The sequence below is a fragment of the Protofrankia sp. Cas4 genome, assembly GCF_963555915.1.
GTDB lineage: Bacteria > Actinomycetota > Actinomycetes > Frankiales > Frankiaceae > Protofrankia.
The window spans coordinates 1-19709 of the sequence record NZ_CAUVXL010000145.1; the positions used below are offsets into that span (position 1 = coordinate 1).

The 19709-nt window shown below is 68.5% G+C and carries 21 protein-coding genes, 1 pseudogene and 1 riboswitch; of the genes and pseudogenes, 12 read left to right on the plus strand and 10 right to left on the minus strand.

Annotation, left to right across the window (positions count from 1 at the left end; translation table 11 throughout):
- Window positions 1-158: 158 nt before the first annotated feature.
- Together U9979_RS13305 and U9979_RS13310 are read right to left on the minus strand one after the other, a co-directional pair.
- Window positions 159-374, minus strand: a complete 216-nt coding sequence (locus U9979_RS13305; RefSeq protein ID WP_322779618.1) for a helix-turn-helix domain-containing protein — start codon at window positions 372-374, stop codon at window positions 159-161.
- Between the two features lie 77 nt (window positions 375-451).
- Window positions 452-991: a YceI family protein gene (locus U9979_RS13310; protein WP_322749751.1), complete on the minus strand. Its 540-nt coding sequence runs from the start codon at window positions 989-991 to the stop codon at window positions 452-454.
- A gap of 398 nt (window positions 992-1389) precedes the next feature.
- Between U9979_RS13310 and U9979_RS13315 the strand changes: the two genes are divergently transcribed.
- The 5 genes from U9979_RS13315 to U9979_RS13335 are packed head-to-tail and all read left to right on the plus strand — an operon-like array spanning window position 1390 to window position 4895.
- On the plus strand, window positions 1390-2517 hold the full coding sequence (locus tag U9979_RS13315) for an ABC transporter ATP-binding protein (RefSeq protein WP_416220114.1): 1128 nt from the start codon (window positions 1390-1392) through the stop codon (window positions 2515-2517).
- Window positions 2514-3320, plus strand: coding sequence for an ABC transporter permease (locus U9979_RS13320; RefSeq protein ID WP_322749752.1), 807 nt, complete (start codon window positions 2514-2516; stop codon window positions 3318-3320). The genes U9979_RS13315 and U9979_RS13320 overlap by 4 nt, the downstream gene beginning before the upstream one ends.
- On the plus strand, window positions 3313-4203 hold the full coding sequence (locus tag U9979_RS13325; protein WP_322779619.1) for an ABC transporter permease: 891 nt from the start codon (window positions 3313-3315) through the stop codon (window positions 4201-4203). The genes U9979_RS13320 and U9979_RS13325 overlap by 8 nt, the downstream gene beginning before the upstream one ends.
- Window positions 4204-4236: 33 nt before the next feature.
- On the plus strand, window positions 4237-4491 hold the full coding sequence (locus U9979_RS13330) for an AbrB/MazE/SpoVT family DNA-binding domain-containing protein (protein ID WP_322779620.1): 255 nt from the start codon (window positions 4237-4239) through the stop codon (window positions 4489-4491).
- A complete protein-coding gene (locus U9979_RS13335; protein ID WP_322779621.1) occupies window positions 4479-4895 on the plus strand; it encodes a PIN domain-containing protein in 417 nt (138 codons plus the stop codon). Before U9979_RS13330 ends, U9979_RS13335 begins: the two co-directional genes overlap by 13 nt.
- Here the strand turns inward: U9979_RS13335 and U9979_RS13340 are convergent.
- The 3 genes from U9979_RS13340 to U9979_RS13350 all read right to left on the minus strand — a co-directional run bounded on the left by U9979_RS13340 (window position 4856) and on the right by U9979_RS13350 (window position 6540).
- Window positions 4856-5608 carry a CbtA family protein gene (locus U9979_RS13340; protein ID WP_322779622.1) on the minus strand — a complete coding sequence of 251 codons (753 nt, stop codon included), beginning with the start codon at window positions 5606-5608 and terminating at the stop codon, window positions 4856-4858. The two genes, U9979_RS13335 and U9979_RS13340, sit on opposite strands and share 40 nt — an antisense overlap.
- Before the next feature lie 12 nt (window positions 5609-5620).
- Entirely contained in the window at window positions 5621-5842 is a 222-nt protein-coding gene (locus U9979_RS13345) for a CbtB domain-containing protein (RefSeq protein ID WP_416210613.1), read from the minus strand.
- 45 nt (window positions 5843-5887) lie between these two features.
- A riboswitch (cobalamin riboswitch) is annotated at window positions 5888-6028 on the minus strand.
- A gap of 92 nt (window positions 6029-6120) precedes the next feature.
- Window positions 6121-6540, minus strand: coding sequence for a YccF domain-containing protein (locus U9979_RS13350; RefSeq protein ID WP_322749758.1), 420 nt, complete (start codon window positions 6538-6540; stop codon window positions 6121-6123).
- Between the two features lie 388 nt (window positions 6541-6928).
- On the opposite strand from U9979_RS13350, the gene U9979_RS13355 reads away from it, so the two are divergent.
- Entirely contained in the window at window positions 6929-7582 is a 654-nt protein-coding gene (locus tag U9979_RS13355; RefSeq protein WP_322779623.1) for a SnoaL-like polyketide cyclase, read from the plus strand.
- 104 nt (window positions 7583-7686) lie between these two features.
- Here U9979_RS13355 and U9979_RS13360 read toward each other — a convergent pair whose 3' ends face one another.
- From U9979_RS13360 to hisD, 5 genes are all read right to left on the minus strand, one after another.
- On the minus strand, window positions 7687-8907 hold the full coding sequence (locus U9979_RS13360; RefSeq protein WP_322779624.1) for a cytochrome P450: 1221 nt from the start codon (window positions 8905-8907) through the stop codon (window positions 7687-7689).
- Window positions 8908-9136: 229 nt separating this feature from the next.
- Window positions 9137-9745, minus strand: coding sequence for an imidazole glycerol phosphate synthase subunit HisH (gene hisH, locus U9979_RS13365; protein WP_322779625.1), 609 nt, complete (start codon window positions 9743-9745; stop codon window positions 9137-9139).
- Entirely contained in the window at window positions 9742-10329 is a 588-nt protein-coding gene (hisB, locus tag U9979_RS13370) for an imidazoleglycerol-phosphate dehydratase HisB (protein ID WP_322779626.1), read from the minus strand. Before hisB ends, hisH begins: the two co-directional genes overlap by 4 nt.
- 156 nt (window positions 10330-10485) lie before the next feature.
- Window positions 10486-11676, minus strand: a complete 1191-nt coding sequence (locus U9979_RS13375; RefSeq protein WP_322779632.1) for a histidinol-phosphate transaminase — start codon at window positions 11674-11676, stop codon at window positions 10486-10488.
- 26 nt (window positions 11677-11702) lie between these two features.
- The gene (hisD, locus tag U9979_RS13380) at window positions 11703-12998 is read right to left on the minus strand and encodes a histidinol dehydrogenase (protein WP_322749763.1); all 1296 of its coding nucleotides are present in this window, start codon (window positions 12996-12998) and stop codon (window positions 11703-11705) included.
- Between the two features lie 195 nt (window positions 12999-13193).
- On the opposite strand from hisD, the gene U9979_RS13385 reads away from it, so the two are divergent.
- From U9979_RS13385 to U9979_RS13410, 6 genes and pseudogenes are all read left to right on the plus strand, one after another.
- Window positions 13194-15053: a bis-aminopropyl spermidine synthase family protein gene (locus U9979_RS13385; protein ID WP_322779627.1), complete on the plus strand. Its 1860-nt coding sequence runs from the start codon at window positions 13194-13196 to the stop codon at window positions 15051-15053.
- 342 nt (window positions 15054-15395) lie between these two features.
- Complete coding sequence (locus U9979_RS13390) at window positions 15396-16721, plus strand: ferric reductase-like transmembrane domain-containing protein (RefSeq protein WP_416210614.1); 1326 nt, start codon at window positions 15396-15398, stop codon at window positions 16719-16721.
- 102 nt (window positions 16722-16823) lie between these two features.
- On the plus strand, window positions 16824-17282 hold the full coding sequence (locus U9979_RS13395) for an FMN-binding protein (RefSeq protein WP_322779629.1): 459 nt from the start codon (window positions 16824-16826) through the stop codon (window positions 17280-17282).
- Between the two features lie 20 nt (window positions 17283-17302).
- Entirely contained in the window at window positions 17303-18172 is an 870-nt protein-coding gene (locus U9979_RS13400) for an FAD:protein FMN transferase (protein WP_322779630.1), read from the plus strand.
- 155 nt (window positions 18173-18327) lie between these two features.
- Window positions 18328-19125, plus strand: a complete 798-nt coding sequence (gene pcaD, locus U9979_RS13405) for a 3-oxoadipate enol-lactonase (protein ID WP_322779631.1) — start codon at window positions 18328-18330, stop codon at window positions 19123-19125.
- 67 nt (window positions 19126-19192) lie between these two features.
- Window positions 19193-19709: pseudogene (locus tag U9979_RS13410) on the plus strand (Tn3 family transposase); the annotation flags it as partial.

Below are 19709 nucleotides of genomic sequence, written 5' to 3' on the forward strand. Positions count from 1 at the left end.
TCCCCTATTGCCGGGCGCTCTAAAGCCGCGATCGTGGGCCTGGAGGCTGCACAACCGCTCCAGGTAGAAGGCGAAGCCGTCCCAGGCGTCAGGCATGGCCAATGCCTGCTCGCCGGCCTCAACCCAGGACCGCAACTTGTCGAGGAAGATTGACTCGATCAGGTCGATGCGCGTGGGGAGTCGATGCGCGTGGGGAAGTGCCGGTAGACAGTACCGATCGCCACACCGGCGCGCCGGGCGACAGCTTCCAACGATGCGTCGACGCCATGTTCGGCAAAGACGTCACGCGCAGCCAGTATGATCAAATCACGGTTACGCTGTGCGTCGCGACGCAGTATGCGCTCTCGACGATCTGAACGCGCCACATCAAGCATGGTTCCAGCCTATGGATGACCGTACCGTGGTGTTACGTGACACCAGCCAGCGTGTTGCGAGCCGGCTGCTTTCCGGATCACCCAGCGGAGGGCACCGCGATGAGATCCAGGTCGATCGCCTGGTGACGGGCGACCATTCCCTTCATCTTACTGACGCCGAACTCGTTTCGATCGATCCGGGTGACCGCATGGAACCGCACCTCACTGGCGGCCGGTGCCGCTGCGGTGATGGTCAGTTCCACCGGCCGGGAGACGCCATGGACGGTGAGGGTGCCGGGCACGACCCAGGCGCCGGATGCCTCCCGGATCCCGTCGGCCACGAACGTGATGTCCGGGTGAGTTGCGACGTCCAGAAAATCCTTTGTCCTGAGGTGGTCATCCCGCTTGCGGTTGGCGGTGTTGACGCTGTTCGCGTCGAGCACGGCGCGAACGCCGGACTTCTCGATCGGATCGGTGACGACCACCACGCCTTCACGAATGGCGACGGTGCCGACCGCTTTGGCAAGCCCGAACATACCGCGGGTGGTGAACCGCACGGTGGAGCGTTCAGGGTCGATGCGATAGGTGCCCGCGCGGGGTACCGCCACGTCCTGCGTCGATACCGACCGTTCTGCCATGGTCTTTCCTCCTGATGGCCTCAAGGCCGCCGGCCACGTAAAAAGCCCGGTGAAATCATCACGCCGTTGGCGAGCGGCATGTGCGTGATTTCGCGAGCTGCCAAACCGCCCACGATGAACGTTGTCAGCCTAACACGAACATGAGGTAGAGCTCGACTTATAGCAACTTGCAATAGGGACGCGACGTCGCGGGGCCGGGGCACGCATCTCGCCACGTTGTCGTCGGTCGACACCCACGACCAGGGTGCCGCCCTCCTCCGCCTCGCGATCTACGCACCCCAGTCCCGCTCCCTGATCCATACCCCTGTTGCCGGGCGCTCTTTGGGAACGATGTGAATCTGGTGTTGTGGCAGGAGCATCAGATTCACATCGTTAAGAGCCTGTTATGATCATCGGCTGTGACCGTCCCGCGCCAGCCACCAGTAGCCGCGCCAGATGATCAACACGGCGGACGGCCCGACCCGGCCCCGAAGCCCGACCCCGGTGACGACCCCGGCCCCGACCCCGACCCCGACCCCGACGCAAGCGACCCCGGCGACGTCGTGATCGATGTCGCCGGGGTCGGGAAGACGTTCGTCCTACGCCGCCGGGCTGGCCGATTTCGCCGCGAACGGGTGAACGTGCCGGCCGTAGTCGATCTGACCTTTCGCATCCGGGCCGGGGAGATGGTCGGCTACCTGGGCCCGAACGGCGCCGGAAAGTCCACGACCATCAAGATGCTGATCGGGATTCTGGTACCCAGCACCGGTCTCTTACGTGTTGGTGGGCTCGACCCGTCGCGGCAGCGGATGGAGCTCGCGCGCCGAATCGGGGTCGTCTTCGGGCAGCGCACCACGCTCTGGTGGGACCTGCCGTTGCGCGACAGCTTCAACCTGCTTCGGCGTATCTACCGTGTTCCGCCGACCCGGTTCCGCGAGAACATCGACCGTTTCGTCGACCTCCTGGAACTGGCGCCGTTCCTTGACACTCCCGTCCGCCAGCTTTCACTCGGCCAGCGCATGCGGGGCGATCTCACTGCCGCGCTGCTGCACGACCCGGAAATCATCTATCTTGATGAACCGACAATCGGGCTCGATGTCGTGTCCAAGGCCGCGGTACGCGGGTTCCTGACCGACATCAACCGTGAACACGGGACAACGGTGCTGCTCACGACCCACGACATGACCGACATCGAGCAGCTGTGCCGGCGGGTGCTGGTCATCGATCACGGCCGACTCGGCTTCGACGGACTGTTGACCGACCTGCGCGCCCAGATCGGTGGAGAACGCACCCTGGTCGTCGACCTTGCCGGGCCACACCCGCCGATCGACATCGCCGGTGCCCGCGTGGTGAGGATCGACGGGCCACGCCAGTGGTTGGCGTTCCCCGCAGCCGCGAGCGCGGCGCCGCTGGTCGCCGCGGTGGCCAGCAGATACCCCCTGATCGACCTGTCGATTCGCGAGCCTGCGATCGAGGACATCATTGCCGAGCTCTACACGTCGGGCGCGGGCGGGCCGCCGCTGCCCCGCCAGGCCGGCTCACGATGACAGCCCACCTCGCCACTTACCTCACCGTCGCCCGATGCAGCGCCCGCCGCTACGCCGGCTATCGGGCCGCGACCGCAGCCGGGGCGTTCACCAACACGGTTTTCGGGATCATCCGTGCCTACGTACTGCTCCAGGTGTGGCACCAGCGACCCGGCCTTGGTGGGTACGACACCGCTGGCGTGGTCACGTTCGTCTTCCTCGGGCAAGCACTGATCACATCCATGGCGCTGTTCGGCGGTGGGATCGAGCTGCCCGAACGCATTCGGTCCGGCGCCGTGGCCATGGACATGGCCAGACCGGTCAGCTTCCAGACCTGGTGGCTGGCGGCCGACGCCGGCCGCGGCGCCGTCCAGCTACTCGTCCGCGGAGTGCCTCCGATCGCGGTCGCCGCAGTTCTGTTCGACCTGCGTATCCCCACCGGTCCAGGCATCTGGGGGCTGTTCGCCGTGTCCCTCGTGTTGGGCTTCCTGGTCAGCTTCGGGCTGCGCTACCTGATCGCCCTCGCCTCGTTCTGGCTTCTCGACCAGCGAGGTCTGGAAAGTGCCTACAGCCTGTGCACGGTGTTCTTCTCCGGCGTCGCCGTTCCTCTTGCCATCATGCCCGGGGCGCTGCGGGTCCTGGCCCAGGCACTACCGTTCGCCGCCATGATGCAGGTGCCGGCGGACGTGTTCCTGGGCAGTCGGACAGACGTCTCGATGCTCACGGAGCTCGCCTTCCAGGCCGGGTGGGCCGCCGTGCTCCTCGCGACCGGCCGGCTTCTCACCACCCGAGCCACCCGGAAGCTGGTGATCCAGGGTGGCTGACGTCGCCAAGGCCGACGCCACAGCCACAGCCGGTACTGGTACTGGTACTGGTACTGGTACTGGTACTGCATACCGTAACCGCTTTGAAGCGGTGCGCCATTATTGTCTGTTCGCCACCATGTGGACGCAGGCGGCCTGGCAGTACCGTGCGTCGGTGGCGCTGCTGGCGGTGGGGCAGTTTCTCTCGACCGGCCTTGACCTCGCGGTGATCGGGGTGCTGTTCGCGAACGTGCCGCGGCTCGCCGACTTCGACTTCACCGAGGTGGCCTTCCTGTATGGAACGTCCTCCACTTCGTTCGCCCTGTCCAACATGCTGTTCGGGTCGATGGAGCGCATCGGCGAGCGCATCCGGGACGGCAGCCTGGATGTGATGCTCGTCCGGCCGGTCGGACTGCTCGTACAGGTCGCCACGGACGGCTTTTCGCCGCGTCGACTCGGCGGCCTCGCCCAGGGCTTCGGGGTACTCGGGCTTGCGATCGCCGGGCTGGATGTTGCGTGGAACCCCGGCCGGGTGCTGTTGGTAGCCGTGATGGTGATATCCGGCGTCGGCCTGTTCAGTGCGATCTGGATCGCCGGCGCGGCGTTCCAGTTCGTCGTCCAGCAGGCGGCGGAGGCGATGAACGCGGTCACCTACGGCGGAAACTTCCTGACCCAGTACCCGATGTCCCTGTATGGACGACACGGCATGCAGACGCTGACCTTCATCGTCCCGCTGGCGTTCCTGAACTGGCAACCCGCCCTGTACGTACTCGCGAAGCCGGACCCGCTCGGTCTGCCGACCGCGTTCCGGTTCGCCTCGCCGCTGGTCGCTGGTGCCGGGCTCGTGCTCGCCACCGCCGCCTGGCGCACCGGTCTGCGCCACTATCGCTCCACCGGCAGCTGATCATCCGATCAGCGGCGATGGTAGACTCAAACCATGATCACAACCATTGACGTGGCAGGCCGACTGGTAGTGCCCAAAGCCCTGCGCGAGCGGATGGGCCTGAAACCAGGCACCCGGATCGAGGTTGAAGAACGCAACGGCGAACTCACGTTGCGGCCGGTCGGGCCGAGGGCCGTCGCCGTCGAACGGGACGGCCGTACCGTGCTCACGACCGGTACACCCACCCCACTCCTAGAGCACGAAGACCTACTTCGCATGATCGACGAGTCGCGCGGATGGCCTCGTTGATCACAACAGCCGATACGAGTGTGGTCGTGCCAGCCCTTGCAGACTGGCATCCCGAACACAAGAGGTCACTCGATCTCGTACGGAACGTCCGGCAGCTACCCGGACATGTTCTGATCGAGACGGTTTCCGTGCTCACCAGGATTCAGCGCGGGGTCGCCACCCCGGCTGCCGACGTCGTGCTTGCGCTGACGCAGAACTTTCCTGACGAACCACTCGTACTCAGCCCGGCCGAGTACCGGCGGCTCCTCACCACCTTCGCCGCCACCGGGATCACAGGCGGGCAGGTGTACGACGCCTTAGTGGGGATGAGCGCCGCGGCTGCCGGTGCACGCTTGTTGACAGCTGACCGCCGTGCCCTGCCCACCTATGCCGCAGTGGGAGCCACCGCGGAACTCGTCTTCTGATCACTGTGCGCCGAGCGGACCGCACGCTCGGTCAGCGCCCCGAACAGCAGGCCGATCGTGGTCCACAGCGACACCTGAATCGCCAGGGATGCGATGCGGAACCGCCACAGCACATCGGCGGGAAATCCCTGCGGGGTCTCGTGCACCTGTGGCAGGAGGTAACAGGCCAACCCGACGATCACCAGAGCACCGGCCATGGCGAGCAACGCCGCATCCCAGGCACCGAACCTCGCCGCGAGCCGGCGAGCCGTCACAGCGCCACCGATGACCGCTGCCAGCGAGATCAGCATCATCGTGAAGTACAGGCTTGTGCGCTCACCGATGGTGTCGGGATTACCGATGGACGGCGGGTTGGCCGGATACTTCAGATCGGGCAGCAGGTACATTCCCATGAAGCCCGCGAGCGCCACCAGCGCCGCCGTCCCCCGCGCACCCAGGCCACCGAGGCGGCCCTGCACACCGGCGTAGGCGAGAGCGAAGAGCCCGCCGATTGCGACGCCGAACACCAACAGGCCGGTGAACAGGCCGATGGTGCTCTGCACGTTTCGGGACACCAAATTCATTGCCTGCACGCCGTCGGCGGCGTCCCGCGCCGACTCGAAGGCGATCGCGTGGCCGACCTCGCTCTCCCCGAGGAGCTTGGCGACGACGAAGGCACACACGGCTGCGAGCGCACCGACCAGCATCCCACGGATCAGCAGTGCGCGAACCATCACCGGCCCCGCTCAGTGACAGGCAAAACCGAGCAGGTGACGGGCATCGTGTACGAACTCGTGGATGTAACTACCGCCCACGAGCGACACGGCGCCCTGTTCCGCACCGACGAAGTACAGCAGCAGCAGCGCCAGGACCGAACCGAAGAGCGCAAATGGGGCCAGCTCGGTCAGGGGGATCGTCGGCAGCGCCGGACGGGCGGCCGGCGCATCGCCAGCCGCTGGATACGCCATTGCATGGGCCATTGCGGGACCTCCACAGGAATCACGCGTTCCACTCGGCAGGGCATGTCCGGCGATGGGTCTGGCTTCCGACGTCGCTCCTTGGGCGGGCCGGTCACAGTGGCGCGACCGTGCCGGATTCACACCGGCTTCCACCACTCGGACACCAATGAGACAACCAGCAATCAACCCCTCGCGTCAAGCAGTACCGGTTACGCATCTCACCGGGTACTCAGAGGACCAGCTGGGCCGAAGGGCGAAGAGCGCCCGCCCTCACCTGTGGACAGCCCTCACCTGTAGACCGATGCCGCGACCGGGATGGCCGGATCGAGGTTCTGAAGGGGAACCACCCGCCGACCCAGTGGCGCAATGGCCAGCGGAATCATCTTGAACGACGCCACGCCGAACGGGATCCCGATGATCGTCAAACAGAGCACCACACCGAAGATCAAATGTCCGAGGACGAGCCACCAGCCGGCGATCAGGAACCACAGCAGGTTGACCAGGAAGAGCACGACGGGAGCCTCGCCGGGCTGGTCGACCACGACCCGGCCGAACGGCCAGACGACGTAGCCCGCCAACCTGAACGCCGCGACCCCGAACGGGATCGTCACGATCAGCAGGCAGCACACGATGCCGGCAAGGAGATAGCCGAGCGCCAGCTCGAACCCGGCGAACAACAGCCACAGAATGTTTCCGATTATCCGCACGCCCGCTACCTACCCGCCTGAGCGGTCACGATCCCGAGTCACGCTCGACCCGGATCCGGCGGGACTGGATCGCCGGCATCTCGCGGACCTCACGACCCGCCACGCCCCGACCCCTTCGACAAGGGCCTCGCCGGCACGCCCAACCCCGACATTCAGGTATATCCATATGTTCGGCTAATTCAGGACCTTCGTCCCGTTTTCTGCTACCCTCACGGGTAGTAACCTGACCGGGACGGAGGACGCGGGATGCATGGGCTCCACGCCCTGCAACGCCGCGTCCCCGTTGCCGGCCGCGCTGGGCAGCACCGCTCCCATCCGTTCCGGAGATTCTTCCCGAACGGCACTCGACGCATCCTGGACTTGACCGATCGACAGGAGGAGCAACACGGTGAACAACGAGAAGGCCGAAGACCAGCCGCTGCACGTGCAGGGCCGGGACGCGGTCATCGCCGGTGCCGCTGGAGTACGGTGGCGCGACGGCGAGCCGCCCGACTATCATCTGTCGAAAGAGACGATGCCCCAGGAGCGTACCCACGAACACGCCAAGGGCTCCCTGGCCGACATCGTCGAGCGCGTGGTTCAGGTCTTCGAAATGGAGGTCTCCCACAAGAAAGATCCGGCCCAGTGGGTCAGTATGGTCACCGATCAGTTCCGTACCCGCGTCAACGGCGGTCCCTGGGCAAACAGTCAGGACCTTGTCGAAAGAGGCAGCTACAACATCCTCATCGGCGAGAACCCCTATTACTCGGCGAGCGACGAGACGTTCGAGTCCTCCCATCAAATCTTCCTCAAGGCCCTTCCGGGCGGCTTCTTCTGGGAGGTCCTGGAGGTCTACTCGCCACCGCCTATGATCACTTTTAAATGGCGCCACTGGGGTACCTTCAGCGGACCGTACAAGGGGTTCGACCCAACCGGCGAACGCGTCGAGATGTTCGGGGTCAGCGTGGCGCGTGTCGCTGACGACCTCAGACTGCTCGAAGTCGAACACTTCTACGACAACACCGGCTTCCTCGGCCAGCTAGCCGGCACACGCTCCGCGTGAGATCGGGGGCGCGGCTCTCCGCCACGTCAGCCGCGCCAACCAACAGACCAACAGACCAACAGCAGGAGCAGCCAGGAACAGCCTGAGAGCGCCCGGCCAGAACGTCAACGTGTGACCGGGAGATAGCTCCAGCCACGTTGTACGAAGGTGGGACGCCGGACGGGGGTCCCAGCGAAAGAAAGCGCGGGAAAGCGCGCCATCAGGCTGCGCACGGCTATCGCCAGCTCCACTCGGGCCAGCGGCGCCCCAACGCAGAAGTGGACGCCACCGCCGAAGGCGACGTGCGGATTCGGTTCCCGGCCGACATCGAACTCGTCAGCCCGCTCGAAAACCTCAGGGTCACGGTTGGCCGAACCGAGCAGAGCCGCGATCCGCTCCCCCGTCCGCACGACCACTCCCCCGATCTCCACGTCGGCCATGGCGGTCCGTTCGAAAAGGTGCAGTGGCGAGTCGAAGCGGAGGAACTCCTCGGCTGCGGTGGCGGCCAGTTCCGCCGGCCGCTCAATCAGCCGCCGCTGCTGCTCGGGGTGGCTCAGCAACGCGACCATGCCGTTGCCGAGGCAGTTGACGCTGGCCTCGTGCCCGGCGTTGAGCAGTACCACGACCGTGGCAACCAGCTCGTCCTCGGTCAACCGGTCGCCCTCCTGCTCCGCCTGGACGAGATGGGTGATCAGGTCGTCGTGCGGACGGCGGAGGCGTTCGGTGGCAAGGGCGCGCACGTAGGCGCCGAACTGGGCGGCCGCCTCCTGGGCCGCGGCCTCCTGCGCGGGACTGCGCTCGTATTCGTTCATCTTCACCAGATCCGCCGACCACGGGCGCAGCAGATGCCGGTCGCTGTCGGGAATACCGAGCAGCTCCGCGATGACCATCACCGGCAGTGGTTCGGCGAACTCGGTGATCAGGTCGAAGGGTTGCCCGTCCGCCGTTCTCGTCGCGACGCCGTCGAGCAGGACCTGGCACAGCTCGTGGATGTGCGGCCGCAGTCGCTCGATGTTGCCGCGGGCGAAGGCCTTGCCCAGTAGCCCGCGCAACCGGGTGTGCTTGGGTGGCTCACATCCCAGGACGGACTCCCGCTCCAGCTTGTTGAAGCCGACCCAGAGGTCCTCGGGCAGGCGTGGCTGGTAGATCCGGCCCAGCCCGCGGTGACGCACCACCGCGTCGGCGTCACGGTACCTGGCCGCCAGCCACATCCCGAGCTCGTCGCTCCACACCGGGCGGCCGGCCGCCCGAAGCTCGGCGAAGACCGGGTACGGGTCACGGACAAGATCAGGACTACGTGGGTCAAAGCGACCTGCGTGACCATCGACCCGACGGGACGGGACCACCGCGCGCTCCATTCCGTGGCGGACACCCCCACCCCACCATGGAACCAGTACAGCTCGGCGCGCAGCAGGCAGACCCGGCCCTATCCTGCGGCGCGGCCTGCGTAGTTGATCACGTCAACCATATTCGATCATGGCTGTTTGCGCGCACCCGGAGACCTTTTGATCAGCTAGCCCGGCCAAAGGGTGCGCGATCATGGCTTTTTCGCGCACCCGGAGGCCTTTTGATCAGCTAGCTCAGCGTGCGTAGCCAGTTGGCGAGCAGGTGGATACCGGCATCGCCGGACTTCTCCGGATGAAACTGGGTGGCGCACAGGGGACCTCGCTCCACGGCGGCGGCAAAAGGCTCACCGTGCTCGGCCACGGTGTCCCCGGGCTCCGCCTTGGCCGCATACGAGTGGACGAAGTAGAACCGCGTGTCCGCCGGCAGCCCGTCGAACAACACCGTGTCGGGCGGCGGGGCCACCGTGTTCCACCCCATGTGCGGAAGGATCGGCGCGTCCAGACGCCGAACCTCCCCCGTGAGCACGCCGAGGCCGGGAGTCCGCACCCCGTGCTCATCCCCCAGGTCGTAGAGGACCTGCATGCCCACGCAGATCCCGAGAACCGGCTGCCCGCGGGCGATCCGTCCGCGGATGACGGCCGCCCCGCCGACCGCGGCGATCCCGGCCATACATGCGGCAAAGGCACCCACCCCGGGCACCACGAGCCCGTCCGCGGCCCCGCCTGCGGCCGGGTCGGCGCTCACCGTCACGGCTGCGCCGATCCGGGCGAGTGCCCGCTGCGCACTGCGCAGGTTCCCCGATCCGTAGTCCAGGACGACCACCCGCGGACCGGTCACAGCACACCTTTGGTGGACGGCACACCCGCCACCCGCCCGTCGAGCGCGACCGCGTCCCGCAGCGCCCGTGCCACCGCCTTGAACTGCGCCTCGACCACGTGGTGGGCGTTGCGGCCCGACACCACCCGCACGTGCAACGCGATCCGCGCGGACGCCGCTATCGACTCGAACACGTGGCGGGTCAGCGTCGTGTCGTAGGTGCCGATGAGCTCGATCAACTCCGGCTCGATGACCACGCAGTACGGCCGGCCGGAGAGGTCCACCGCCGCCTGCACCAACGCTTCATCCAGCGGTACCAGCGCGTCACCGAACCGCCGGATCCCGGTCTTGTCGCCGAGTGCCTCGCGCAGCGCCTCACCGAACGCGATCGAGGTGTCCTCGACCGTGTGGTGGGCGTCGATGTGCAGGTCGCCGCGGGTGCGCACGGTCAGGTCGAAGCCGCCGTGCTTGCCGAGCTGGCTGACCATGTGATCAAAAAACGGGACGTCGGTGAACGACGACGACACGCCGGTGCCGTCGAGGTCCAGCTCGACGACGACATGTGATTCCAAGGTCTTGCGTTCGATCCGAGCGGTGCGGCCCATGGTCGTCATTCCTTCCCGGAATCCGGCGGCTGAAGATCGGAACGCGCCGGCGTCGTGACCGCGCCGAGGTAATCGAGCAGGGTCGGTGTCATAGCGGGGTCGGTGTCATCGCGGGATCGGTGTCATCGCGGGATCGGTGTCATCGCGGGATCGGTGTCATCGCGGGATCGGTGTCATCGCGGGGTCGGCCAGCAGCACGCGGGTGGCGGCGAGGAATGCGTCGATCTCACCGGGCAGCCCGGCGGTGACCCGCAACCAGCCGGGTAGGCCGACATCCCGGACGAGGACGCCCGCGTCGAGCAGTGCCTGCCACATGCCGCGCTGATCGGGGAACCGTCCGAACAGCACGAAGTTCGCGTCGCTGGGAGCCACCGCGCAACCGAGCCCGGTCAGCTCGGTCACGATCCGGTCCCGTTGCGCCTTCACCGCCTCGACGGTGCCGAGCAGCTCGTCGGCATGCGCGAGCGCCGTACGCGCGACCGCCTGGGTGAAGGTCGACAGATGGTAGGGCAGCCGCACCAGCTGCAATGCGTCGATGACAGCCGGCTGCGCGGCGAGGTAACCGACCCGGGCGCCGGCGAGCGCGAACGCCTTGCTCATCGTCCGTGTCACCACCAGCCGCGGCGCTGCCGGCAGCAGTGTGAGCGCGCTGGGGACCCCGGCCCGCCGGAACTCCGCGTAGGCCTCGTCCACGACGACCATGCCGGTGCCCGTCTCGCCGACGGCCGCACACGCGGCGGTCACCACCTCGGTCGGCAGCGCGGTGCCGGTGGGGTTGTTCGGTGACGTGAGGAAGACCAGGGACGGCCGATGCCGGTGGATCGCCTGCGCCACCGCGGCCGGAGCGAGGGTGAAGTCGGCTTCGCGGGGCTCACCGACCCAGCCGGTCGCGGTCGCCATCGCGATGAGCCGGTGCATCGAATAGGAGGGCTCGAATCCGAGCGCGACCCGCCCGGGGCCGCCGAAGGCCTGGCACAGCTGCTGGAGCACCTCATTCGACCCGTTGGCCGCCCACACCTGATCGGTCCGCAGCCCGAAACCGGCGTCCGAGGTCAGGTAGTAGGCGAGGTCCGCGCGAAGCGCCTCGGCCTGGCGGTCGGGGTACCGGTTGGCCTCGGAGGCCGCGAGCGCCGCGGCCTTGCCCATGGCGTCGACCAGACCGGCGGACGGCGGGTGCGGGTTCTCGTTGGTGTTGAGCAGCACCGGAACGTCGAGCTGCGGGGCGCCGTAGGGCACCTGGCCGCGTAGGTCGTCACGCAACGGCAACTCGTCAAGCGTCAGCGGGCGCGTCGTGCGCACCCGACCCGCAGCCAACGACCGGCCGGACACGGGATCAGGCTCTGCCATCGGATGGTCTGCAACCGGATAGGCGGTCATCGCACGCGCACCTCCACCGCGTCGACGTGGGCGATAAGATCTTCAGCTCCGCCGAGCGCGGCAACCCGCGGAGCCACCTGGACGAGCGCGTCCCGATCACACTCCACCACGTGGACCTGCCGTTGGAACGCCGATACCGAAAGTCCGCCGCTGTGCCGGGCGGTACCGCCGGTCGGCAGGACATGGTTGGACCCGGCGAGGTAGTCACCGAGCGAAACCGGAGCCCACGGCCCGACGAACACCGCTCCGGCGTTGCGGACCCGGGCGGCGACCGCGGCGGCGTCCGCCGTCTGGATCTCCAGGTGTTCCGCGGCCCAGGCGTTCACCACCGCCAGACCCGCGTCGGTGTCGGCGACCAGTACGACCACGCCCTGGCCGGTCAGCGCGGCCTCCACCCGCTCGCGGTGGCGGGTCGCCGGCACCTGCTTGGCAAGCTCGATCTCGACCGCGTCGGCCAGCTCGGTGGACGCGGTGACCAGCATGCAGGCGGCCATCGGATCGTGCTCGGCCTGCGCGATGAGATCAGCCGCGACGTGGGCGGGATCCGCGGTGTCGTCGGCGAGGATCGCCACCTCGGTCGGGCCGGCTTCGGCGTCCACCCCGACCAGCCCACGCAGCAGGCGCTTTGCCGCGGTCACGTAGATGTTGCCGGGGCCCGTCACGACGTCCACCGCCGGGCAACTGGCCGTGCCGTGTGCGAACATCGCGATCGCCTGCGCACCACCGGCGGCATAGACCTCGTCCACGCCCAACATGGCGCAGGCTGCGAGAATCGTCGGATGCGGAAGTCCACCGCATTCGACCTGAGGTGGCGAGGCCAGTGCGATCGAACCGACGCCGGCCTCCTGCGCCGGTACCGTGTTCATCACCACGCTGCTCGGGTAGGCGACCCGCCCACCCGGCACGTACAACCCCACCCGCTCCACCGGGAGCCAGCGCTCGGTGACCCGGGTCCCCACGGCGACGTCGATCGTCAACGACTCGCGGCGCTGGGCACGATGGACGAGCCGGCAGCGGCGGATCGCCTCGGTCAGCGCATCGCGGACGCGCGGGTCGAGCCGGTCGAGCGCGTCGGTGAGCGCGTCGGGCGCAACCCGCACCGCGGCCGGGCGGACCCCGTCGAACCGCTCGCCCGCATCGAGGACCGCCGCATCACCGCGGTCACGCACGTCAGCACAGACGGGGCGGACCGCGTCGAGGGCGGCTTCGACATCGAGCGCCGCGCGGGGCAGCAGCCCGCGCAGCGCTGGAGCCGACGGCAGGCCCGCGCGCAGATCGAGCGTTCTCAGCACGACGACGAGAGTATCCGTACCCGCACGAGGCGCGCCGGTCTTCGTGCGACCGGCGATAGAGCGCCCGGCAATAGGGGCGCTCTTGGGGACGCGGCGTCACGGGGCAGCGCTGGTGCCCGAGCGCGTGCGTACCTGGGAGGGTGGGAAAGCGACAGTGGGAGAGAAACGTGAAGATGGGAAGGTGACGGCGGAAAAGTGACAGCCCACGGCACTACGGAGAGCGGACGGGCCTTCGACCGGCTTGAGAACCTCGTCGCCGACTACGGGGCGCAGGCGCGCCCACTTCGGCGGGTCGTCGCGCTGCTGACCGAACGGCCGTGGACCATCGGCGATCTCGTCCGGGCCTCGGGCGTGGCCCGCCGTACCGTCGAAGAGGTGCTCGCCTGCCTCACCGGTGACCTAGAGGGCCAAAGGGCGCGCGACGATCGTCAGATCGCGCGCCCGGAGGCCGCAGTCCCCGGAGTGCTGCGCGAAGACCCGGCGACATCCAGCGGCGCTGCCGGCGCTGTCATGATTTCACCGCAGCTGGTGGCCGCGTATCGTGACCGGTTCGGTTTCGACGAGCTCGGACGCACCGCGCTCAGCGATCCGCTCGCGGCGCGCCTCACCGCGCACCGCGCGCTGGTGGACACCATGGACGATCTCGTGGCCGCGGCACCGCCGTCGCGCATCGACCTCGACCACGTCCCGGCAACCGGGGAGACCGCGGCCCGGCGCGCGTTGTGGATGGACTCCACCTACGATCTCACCCGAGCACACCTGCTGTGCATCGGCGATCATGATCTCACCTCGCTAGCCGCCTGCATCCTCGTGCCGGGACTGTCGGTGACCGTCGTCGACCTCGACGAGCGGCTGCTGGAGTTCATCGACGCCCAGTCCCGGGACAGGGGTCTCGACATCCGCTGCCTGTTCGCCGACCTGCGTTTCGGGCTGCCGGCCGTGACCGAGTCCTGGGCAGATCTGATCTTCACCGATCCGCCGTACACCCCCGAGGGCGTGACTCTCTTCCTGCACCGGGGGCTGGCCGGCCTGCGCGACACCCGACGTGGGCGGCTGCTGCTCGCCTACGGACACAGCGACCTGCATCCGGCGCTCGGGTGGAAGGTGCAACGTGCCGTCAGCGATCTTCACCTCACGGTTGAGGCGATCATGGCGGACTTCAACGGTTACGACGGCGCAGAGGCGGTAGGCGCGACCAGCGACCTGTACGTGTGCCGGCCGACCGCGACGACATGGCGGCAGCTGGCCGGTGCGACCCCAGGTTCCCGGGGCCGCGCCGCGATCTACACCCGGGGCCGCCATGCGGTGGAGAGCGCGGCGGACGCGGGGCCCTCGCCCGCGGCCGCCCAGGAACTGCTGGCCACTGCCGCGGTCGGCCTCGACGGTGGCCGGCTGGTGTTCCTCGGCGACGGCGCCCCGGACACCTCCCCCGCGGGACCCGCCCATGTCCGGCTCGCCACGGCACTGCGTGGCGGCCTGCCGAAGTCGCTCAGTGGACGCAGACGAGTACAGGTGGCCGCCGACCTGAGCGCCGACCCGGGACCGTGGCTCGCCCGCACGCTGCTCGCGGTCAACGCCGACCGGCTCGTCGCTCTCATCCCTGTTGATCATTCCGACCTGGTGAACCCCGAGTGCTTTCACGCGCTGGGCGCGCTGTTCGCGCCGAAATGGCGCCTGTGCTGGCGGCGGCTTCCCCATGATCGACTGGCTCTGCTCGAGGCCGTCCCGATCGAGGCCGCCCCGCTGAGCACGGGGGAAGGCATAGTCCGCTGGCTGTTCGACCGGCCCCATGGAAAGGTCGGCAACGTCTGGACGGAGGCTCTGACCCGAGACCCGACGACCCAGAACCCGACGACCCAGAACCCGACCCGGGGCGCCGGCTGCACACTGAGCAAGAAGGACGCCCGAGCCGCCGTCGAGGCAGCCGTGGCCGATCCGGGCCTGCTCGCCGCAACGCTGATGGACCTACCCCGCCACCAGATCACGCGGATCGCGCGGATCGCGGCCCAGGTCGGTCGCCCGAGCGCCGCCGCGCGAACTCCGACAGTCGGGTGAACTCCGGCAGTCGGGTGAACTCCGGCAGTCGGATGAATTCCAGCAGTCGAGTGGGATAAGAGCGCCCGGGAACCCAGCAACCTCACAGGTTGTGTTCAGCATCGCTGAAGTCCCGTTGCCCACCATCGATGTCAGAGCGCCGGCATGGCCGAGCGCGGACACGGAGGGCAGCCCATGAGCTTGACGATGCTGGGGCCAGCTGAATATCTGGAGTCATCCGACGGCGCCGCCCCGGACGCACAGCCGCCTACCGACGCACAGCCGCCTACCGGCACACAGCCACCCACGCCACCGGCCCTGTCCGCCGTCCATCCGAAGGCGCCCCGTCTGTGGTGGCGGGACATGGCAGGTCTGTCCGCGGCTGCGAGCATGGTCATCGTCGTGGCCCTGTGGCTCGCGCACGGGGGTATCGCCGACCTCACCGGGAGCAGCGGCATACTGACCGGGCTCGGCCGGCTCACCGGCTTGGTCGCCGCGGACCTGCTGCTCATCCAGGTGTTGCTGATGGCGCGGATTCCCTGGGTGGAGCGCAGCTACGGCCAGGATGAGCTCACCCGGCGTCATCGTCTCGTCGGATTCACCTCCTTCAACCTGATGCTCGCCCACATCGTGCTGATCATTTTGGGCTATGCGGCGGCGGCCCGGACGGGCCTGGTGGCGCAGACCTGGGACCTGATCACCAACTACCCCGGCATGCTGCTGGCGACGGCCGGGTCCGCGATGCTGGTGATGGTCGTCGTGACCTCGGTGCGCGCGGCCCGACGGCGGCTGCGCTACGAGTCCTGGCACCTGCTGCACCTGTACGCCTACCTCGGGGTGGGCCTGTCCATCCCACACGAGCTGTGGACCGGCGCGGACTTCACCTCGACCCCGTGGGCCAGGGTGTACTGGTGGACGATCTACGCGGCCGCGGCTGGCGCCGTCATCGTCTTCCGTCTCGGCCTGCCGGCGTTGCGCACCTGGCGGCACAGCCTCGTCGTTGATCGGGTCGTCGCCGAGGCACCCGCCGTGGTGTCCCTGCACCTACGCGGCCAGGCGATCGAACGGCTGGGCGCGAGTGCCGGGCAGTTCTTCATCTGGCGGTTCATGACCGGACCCGGCTGGTCCCGTGGCCATCCCTACTCGCTGTCCGCGCCGGCACACCCGCGCTGGCTGCGGATCACCGTGAAGGACCTCGGTGACGGCAGCGCCGCGCTCGCCAACGTGCGACCCGGCAGTCGGGTACACATCGAGGGTCCCTACGGCCGGCTCACCGGCGCCGTCCGCCAACGACGCCGCGTGACGATGATGGCGTCGGGCATCGGCGTCACCCCGATCCGGGCGCTGCTGGAGGAACTCGACTACTCCCCCGGCGAGGCGACGCTGATCTACCGGGCCGCTACCGAGGAAGACCTGATCTTTCGGGACGAACTGGACGTACTGGCCGCGATGCGCGGCATCCGCGTCATCTACCTGCCCGGGCATCGTTCGCCGGACCGCTCGTCATGGCTGCCGGAACGCTTCTCCCACCTGCTGGACGACGACGCGCTGCGGCAGATCGTGCCTGACATCGCCGACCACGATGTGTTCATCTGTGGGCCCGACGCCTGGATGGACGCCGTGCGGGACGCGGCGCTGCTGGCCGGAGTCCCGTCAGAACAGTTGCACATGGAACGGTTTAGCTGGTGACCAGCCTGCGGCGGAGCACCGGACCCGCCGGGACGATCGTCCCCTCTCCCCTGGCCGCACCATCCCGACCGCAACCGCGTCAGCCCCAGAAGGGACTCCGACATGCGCCGCATCGTGGTAGCCATCGCCTCGACCGTCGCGGGCCTCGTACTGTTGTTCAGCTACCGCACCAGCACCAGCACCGGTGCCACCGTGGCCTCGGCCGCGGCGGTCAGTACCGGCGACTCCGCCACGACGTCCGACAGCGGCTCCGGGTCCACCGCCGGCGCCACCTCCGGCGGATCGACAGCTACGACCGGATCCGCGGTCAACACCAGGTGGGGTGTCGTCCAGGTACGGATCACCGTCGCGGCCGGCCGGATCGTCAGCGCCGAGACCGTGCAGCTACCGGATCACAACCCACGCGACATTGAGATCAACAGGGTCGCCGTCCCCGTCCTCAACTCCGAGACCGTCGCCTCCCAGAGCGCGAAGATCGACGTGGTCAGCGGCGCGACCGTCACCAGCGACGGCTACATCCGCTCGCTGCAGTCCGCTATTGACGCGGCGCACCTGTCATGACGGCGTGGGTGGCGGGGTCGATGTCCCGCCGAGCCTGGATCGAACAGATCATGGGGATGCCCGTCAGCCTGCACCTGCGGGGACCGCGGGCGCACGGCGACCCCGGGGTCGAACGCATCGTCGCGGAGGTCTTCGCTGAGCTGCGGATGGTCGACGCGCTGTTCAGTACCTACCGCGCCGACAGCGAGATCATGATGTTGAACCGGGGCGAGCTGGCGCTGAGCGGCTGCGACCGTCTCGTCCAGGAGGTCGCGGACCTCTGCGCCGACGCCACCGAACGCACCGACGGCTACTTCAGCGCACAGTTGCCTGCGCCTGATGCCGGCGCAGTGGCAGTGGCAGAGGCCGGCGCAGTGGCAGTGGCAGAGGCCGGGGCAGGGGCAGGGGCAGGGGCAGGCCGCCGCTGGTTCGACCCGTCCGGCCTGGTCAAGGGCTGGGCGGTCGAGCGTGCCGCGGCGAGATTGGCGGCCATCGACGGCCACGACCACTACCTGAGCGCCGGCGGTGACATCGCCGCTCATGTGGACGACCCGGCATCCCCGGCCTGGAATGTCGGAATCTGCGACCCCCTCGACAGCTTGCGTGTGCTCGCCACCCTGCCCGTCCGCTGCGGTGGGGTGGCGACGTCGGGCAGCGCGGCGCGTGGTGCGCACATCGTGAACCCGAGGACCGGCCGGCCGGCTGGTTCGGACCTGTTGGCGGTGACTGTGACGGGCCCGTCGCTGATGTGGGCGGACGTGTACGCGACCGCCGCGTTTGCCCGTGGCGCCGATGCGCTGGCGTGGCTCACGAGCCTGGACCGGACCGAAGCGCTGGTGGTCACCGCGGACGGCACCCACCGAAGCACGCCCGGGTTCGGCCGCCGCGACCGAGTAGCCTCGCACACCTGACAAACCACGAACACCTGATAGAACCCGAGTATCCGATGACGGCCGACCGTCCGGCAAAGGCCGAGGCGGTCGGCAACCACGGTGGCGCCCGCGGTGAACGCCCACTGCGGCGCTGATCCATGCATCCGGGAGAGTCCATGCATCCGGGAGGATCCGTGACCAGCAGCTCCGCCCGCCTGCACCACCGCGCCGACGGTCCGACGTCCGGCCCGCCGGTGCTGCTCGGCCCGTCGCTGGGCACCACGCTGCATGTCTGGGACGAGCTCGTCCCGATGCTCGCCCGTCGCCACCGGGTGCTCCGGTTCGACCTGCCAGGGCATGGCGGCACCGCCGCGGACGTCGTCCCGGCCGGAGTGAGCATGGCCGCGCTCGCCGACCTGGTCCTGGAGCTCGCCGACGGGTACGGCTACGCCCGCTTCGCCTATGCGGGGATCTCTCTGGGCGGTGCCATCGGCGCCCACCTGGGCGTCCACCATCCTGACCGGCTGACCGCCCTGGCTCTGGTCTGCTCGTCAGCCCGTTTCGGTGAACCGCAGGGCTGGCACGAGCGTATCGCCGTCATCGGCGAGCAGGGGATGGCACCTATGGTGGCGCGCGGCGCCGAGCCCTGGTTCGCCCCAGGCTTTGTGCAGCGGGCACCGGAACGGGTCCGCGGCCTGCTCGCCGACCTCGCGACCGTGGATCCAGTAGGCTACGCGGCCTGCTGCGCGGCGCTGGGCGGCTTCGACCTACGCGCGGATCTCGGCCGCATCAGCGCGCCCACGCTTGTCGTCGCCGGCCTTGAGGACATCGCGACCCCGCCCACGCATGCCCGGGAGCTCGCCGACGGCATTCCCGGGGCCACGCTCGTGGAGCTCGCCCAGGCCGGGCACCTGGCCGTCATCGAGCAGCCGGCCGCCGTCAGCCAAGCGCTGACCGCACACTTCGAGGCCCGGGACTCGACGGCGCGCTAAGGACGCCGACTACGTCACGCACTTCACCGACGAGTTCACCTCGGTCGCCTCCCGCGAGGTCACCGACCGGGCGACCATCCGCCGGCTGGTCAACGAGACCTTCGCGGTCCGCGACGCCGCTCTGTGGGGCGAGGGGACCTCCTGCGCGTCGGACTCGAAGAAGTTCGGCTCCTGGTCGTCGAACCTGATGACCGAGTGGCACCAGCGCTACCGCGGCCCCGACGTGATGATCTACTGGCACGTCGAGAAGCGCAGCGTCTGCATCTACTCCCAGGTGACCTCGTGCTCGGCGTCCGAGGTCGCCTCGATGATCGAAGGGCTGATGCGGCACCTGACCTCCGCCGACATCGACCGGCAGTACGTCGACACCCACGGCGCCAGCGTCGTCGGGTTCGCCTTCGCCCACCTGCTCGACTTCCGGCTGCTCCCGCGGCTGAAGAACATCGGCTCCGCCCGGCTCTACCGGCCCGGCGGCGGCGCAGACGACACCTGGCCGAAGCTCACCCCGGTCCTGTCGAACAAGACGATCGACTGGGACCTGATCGCCCAGCAGTACGACCAGATGGTCAAATACGCCACCGCCC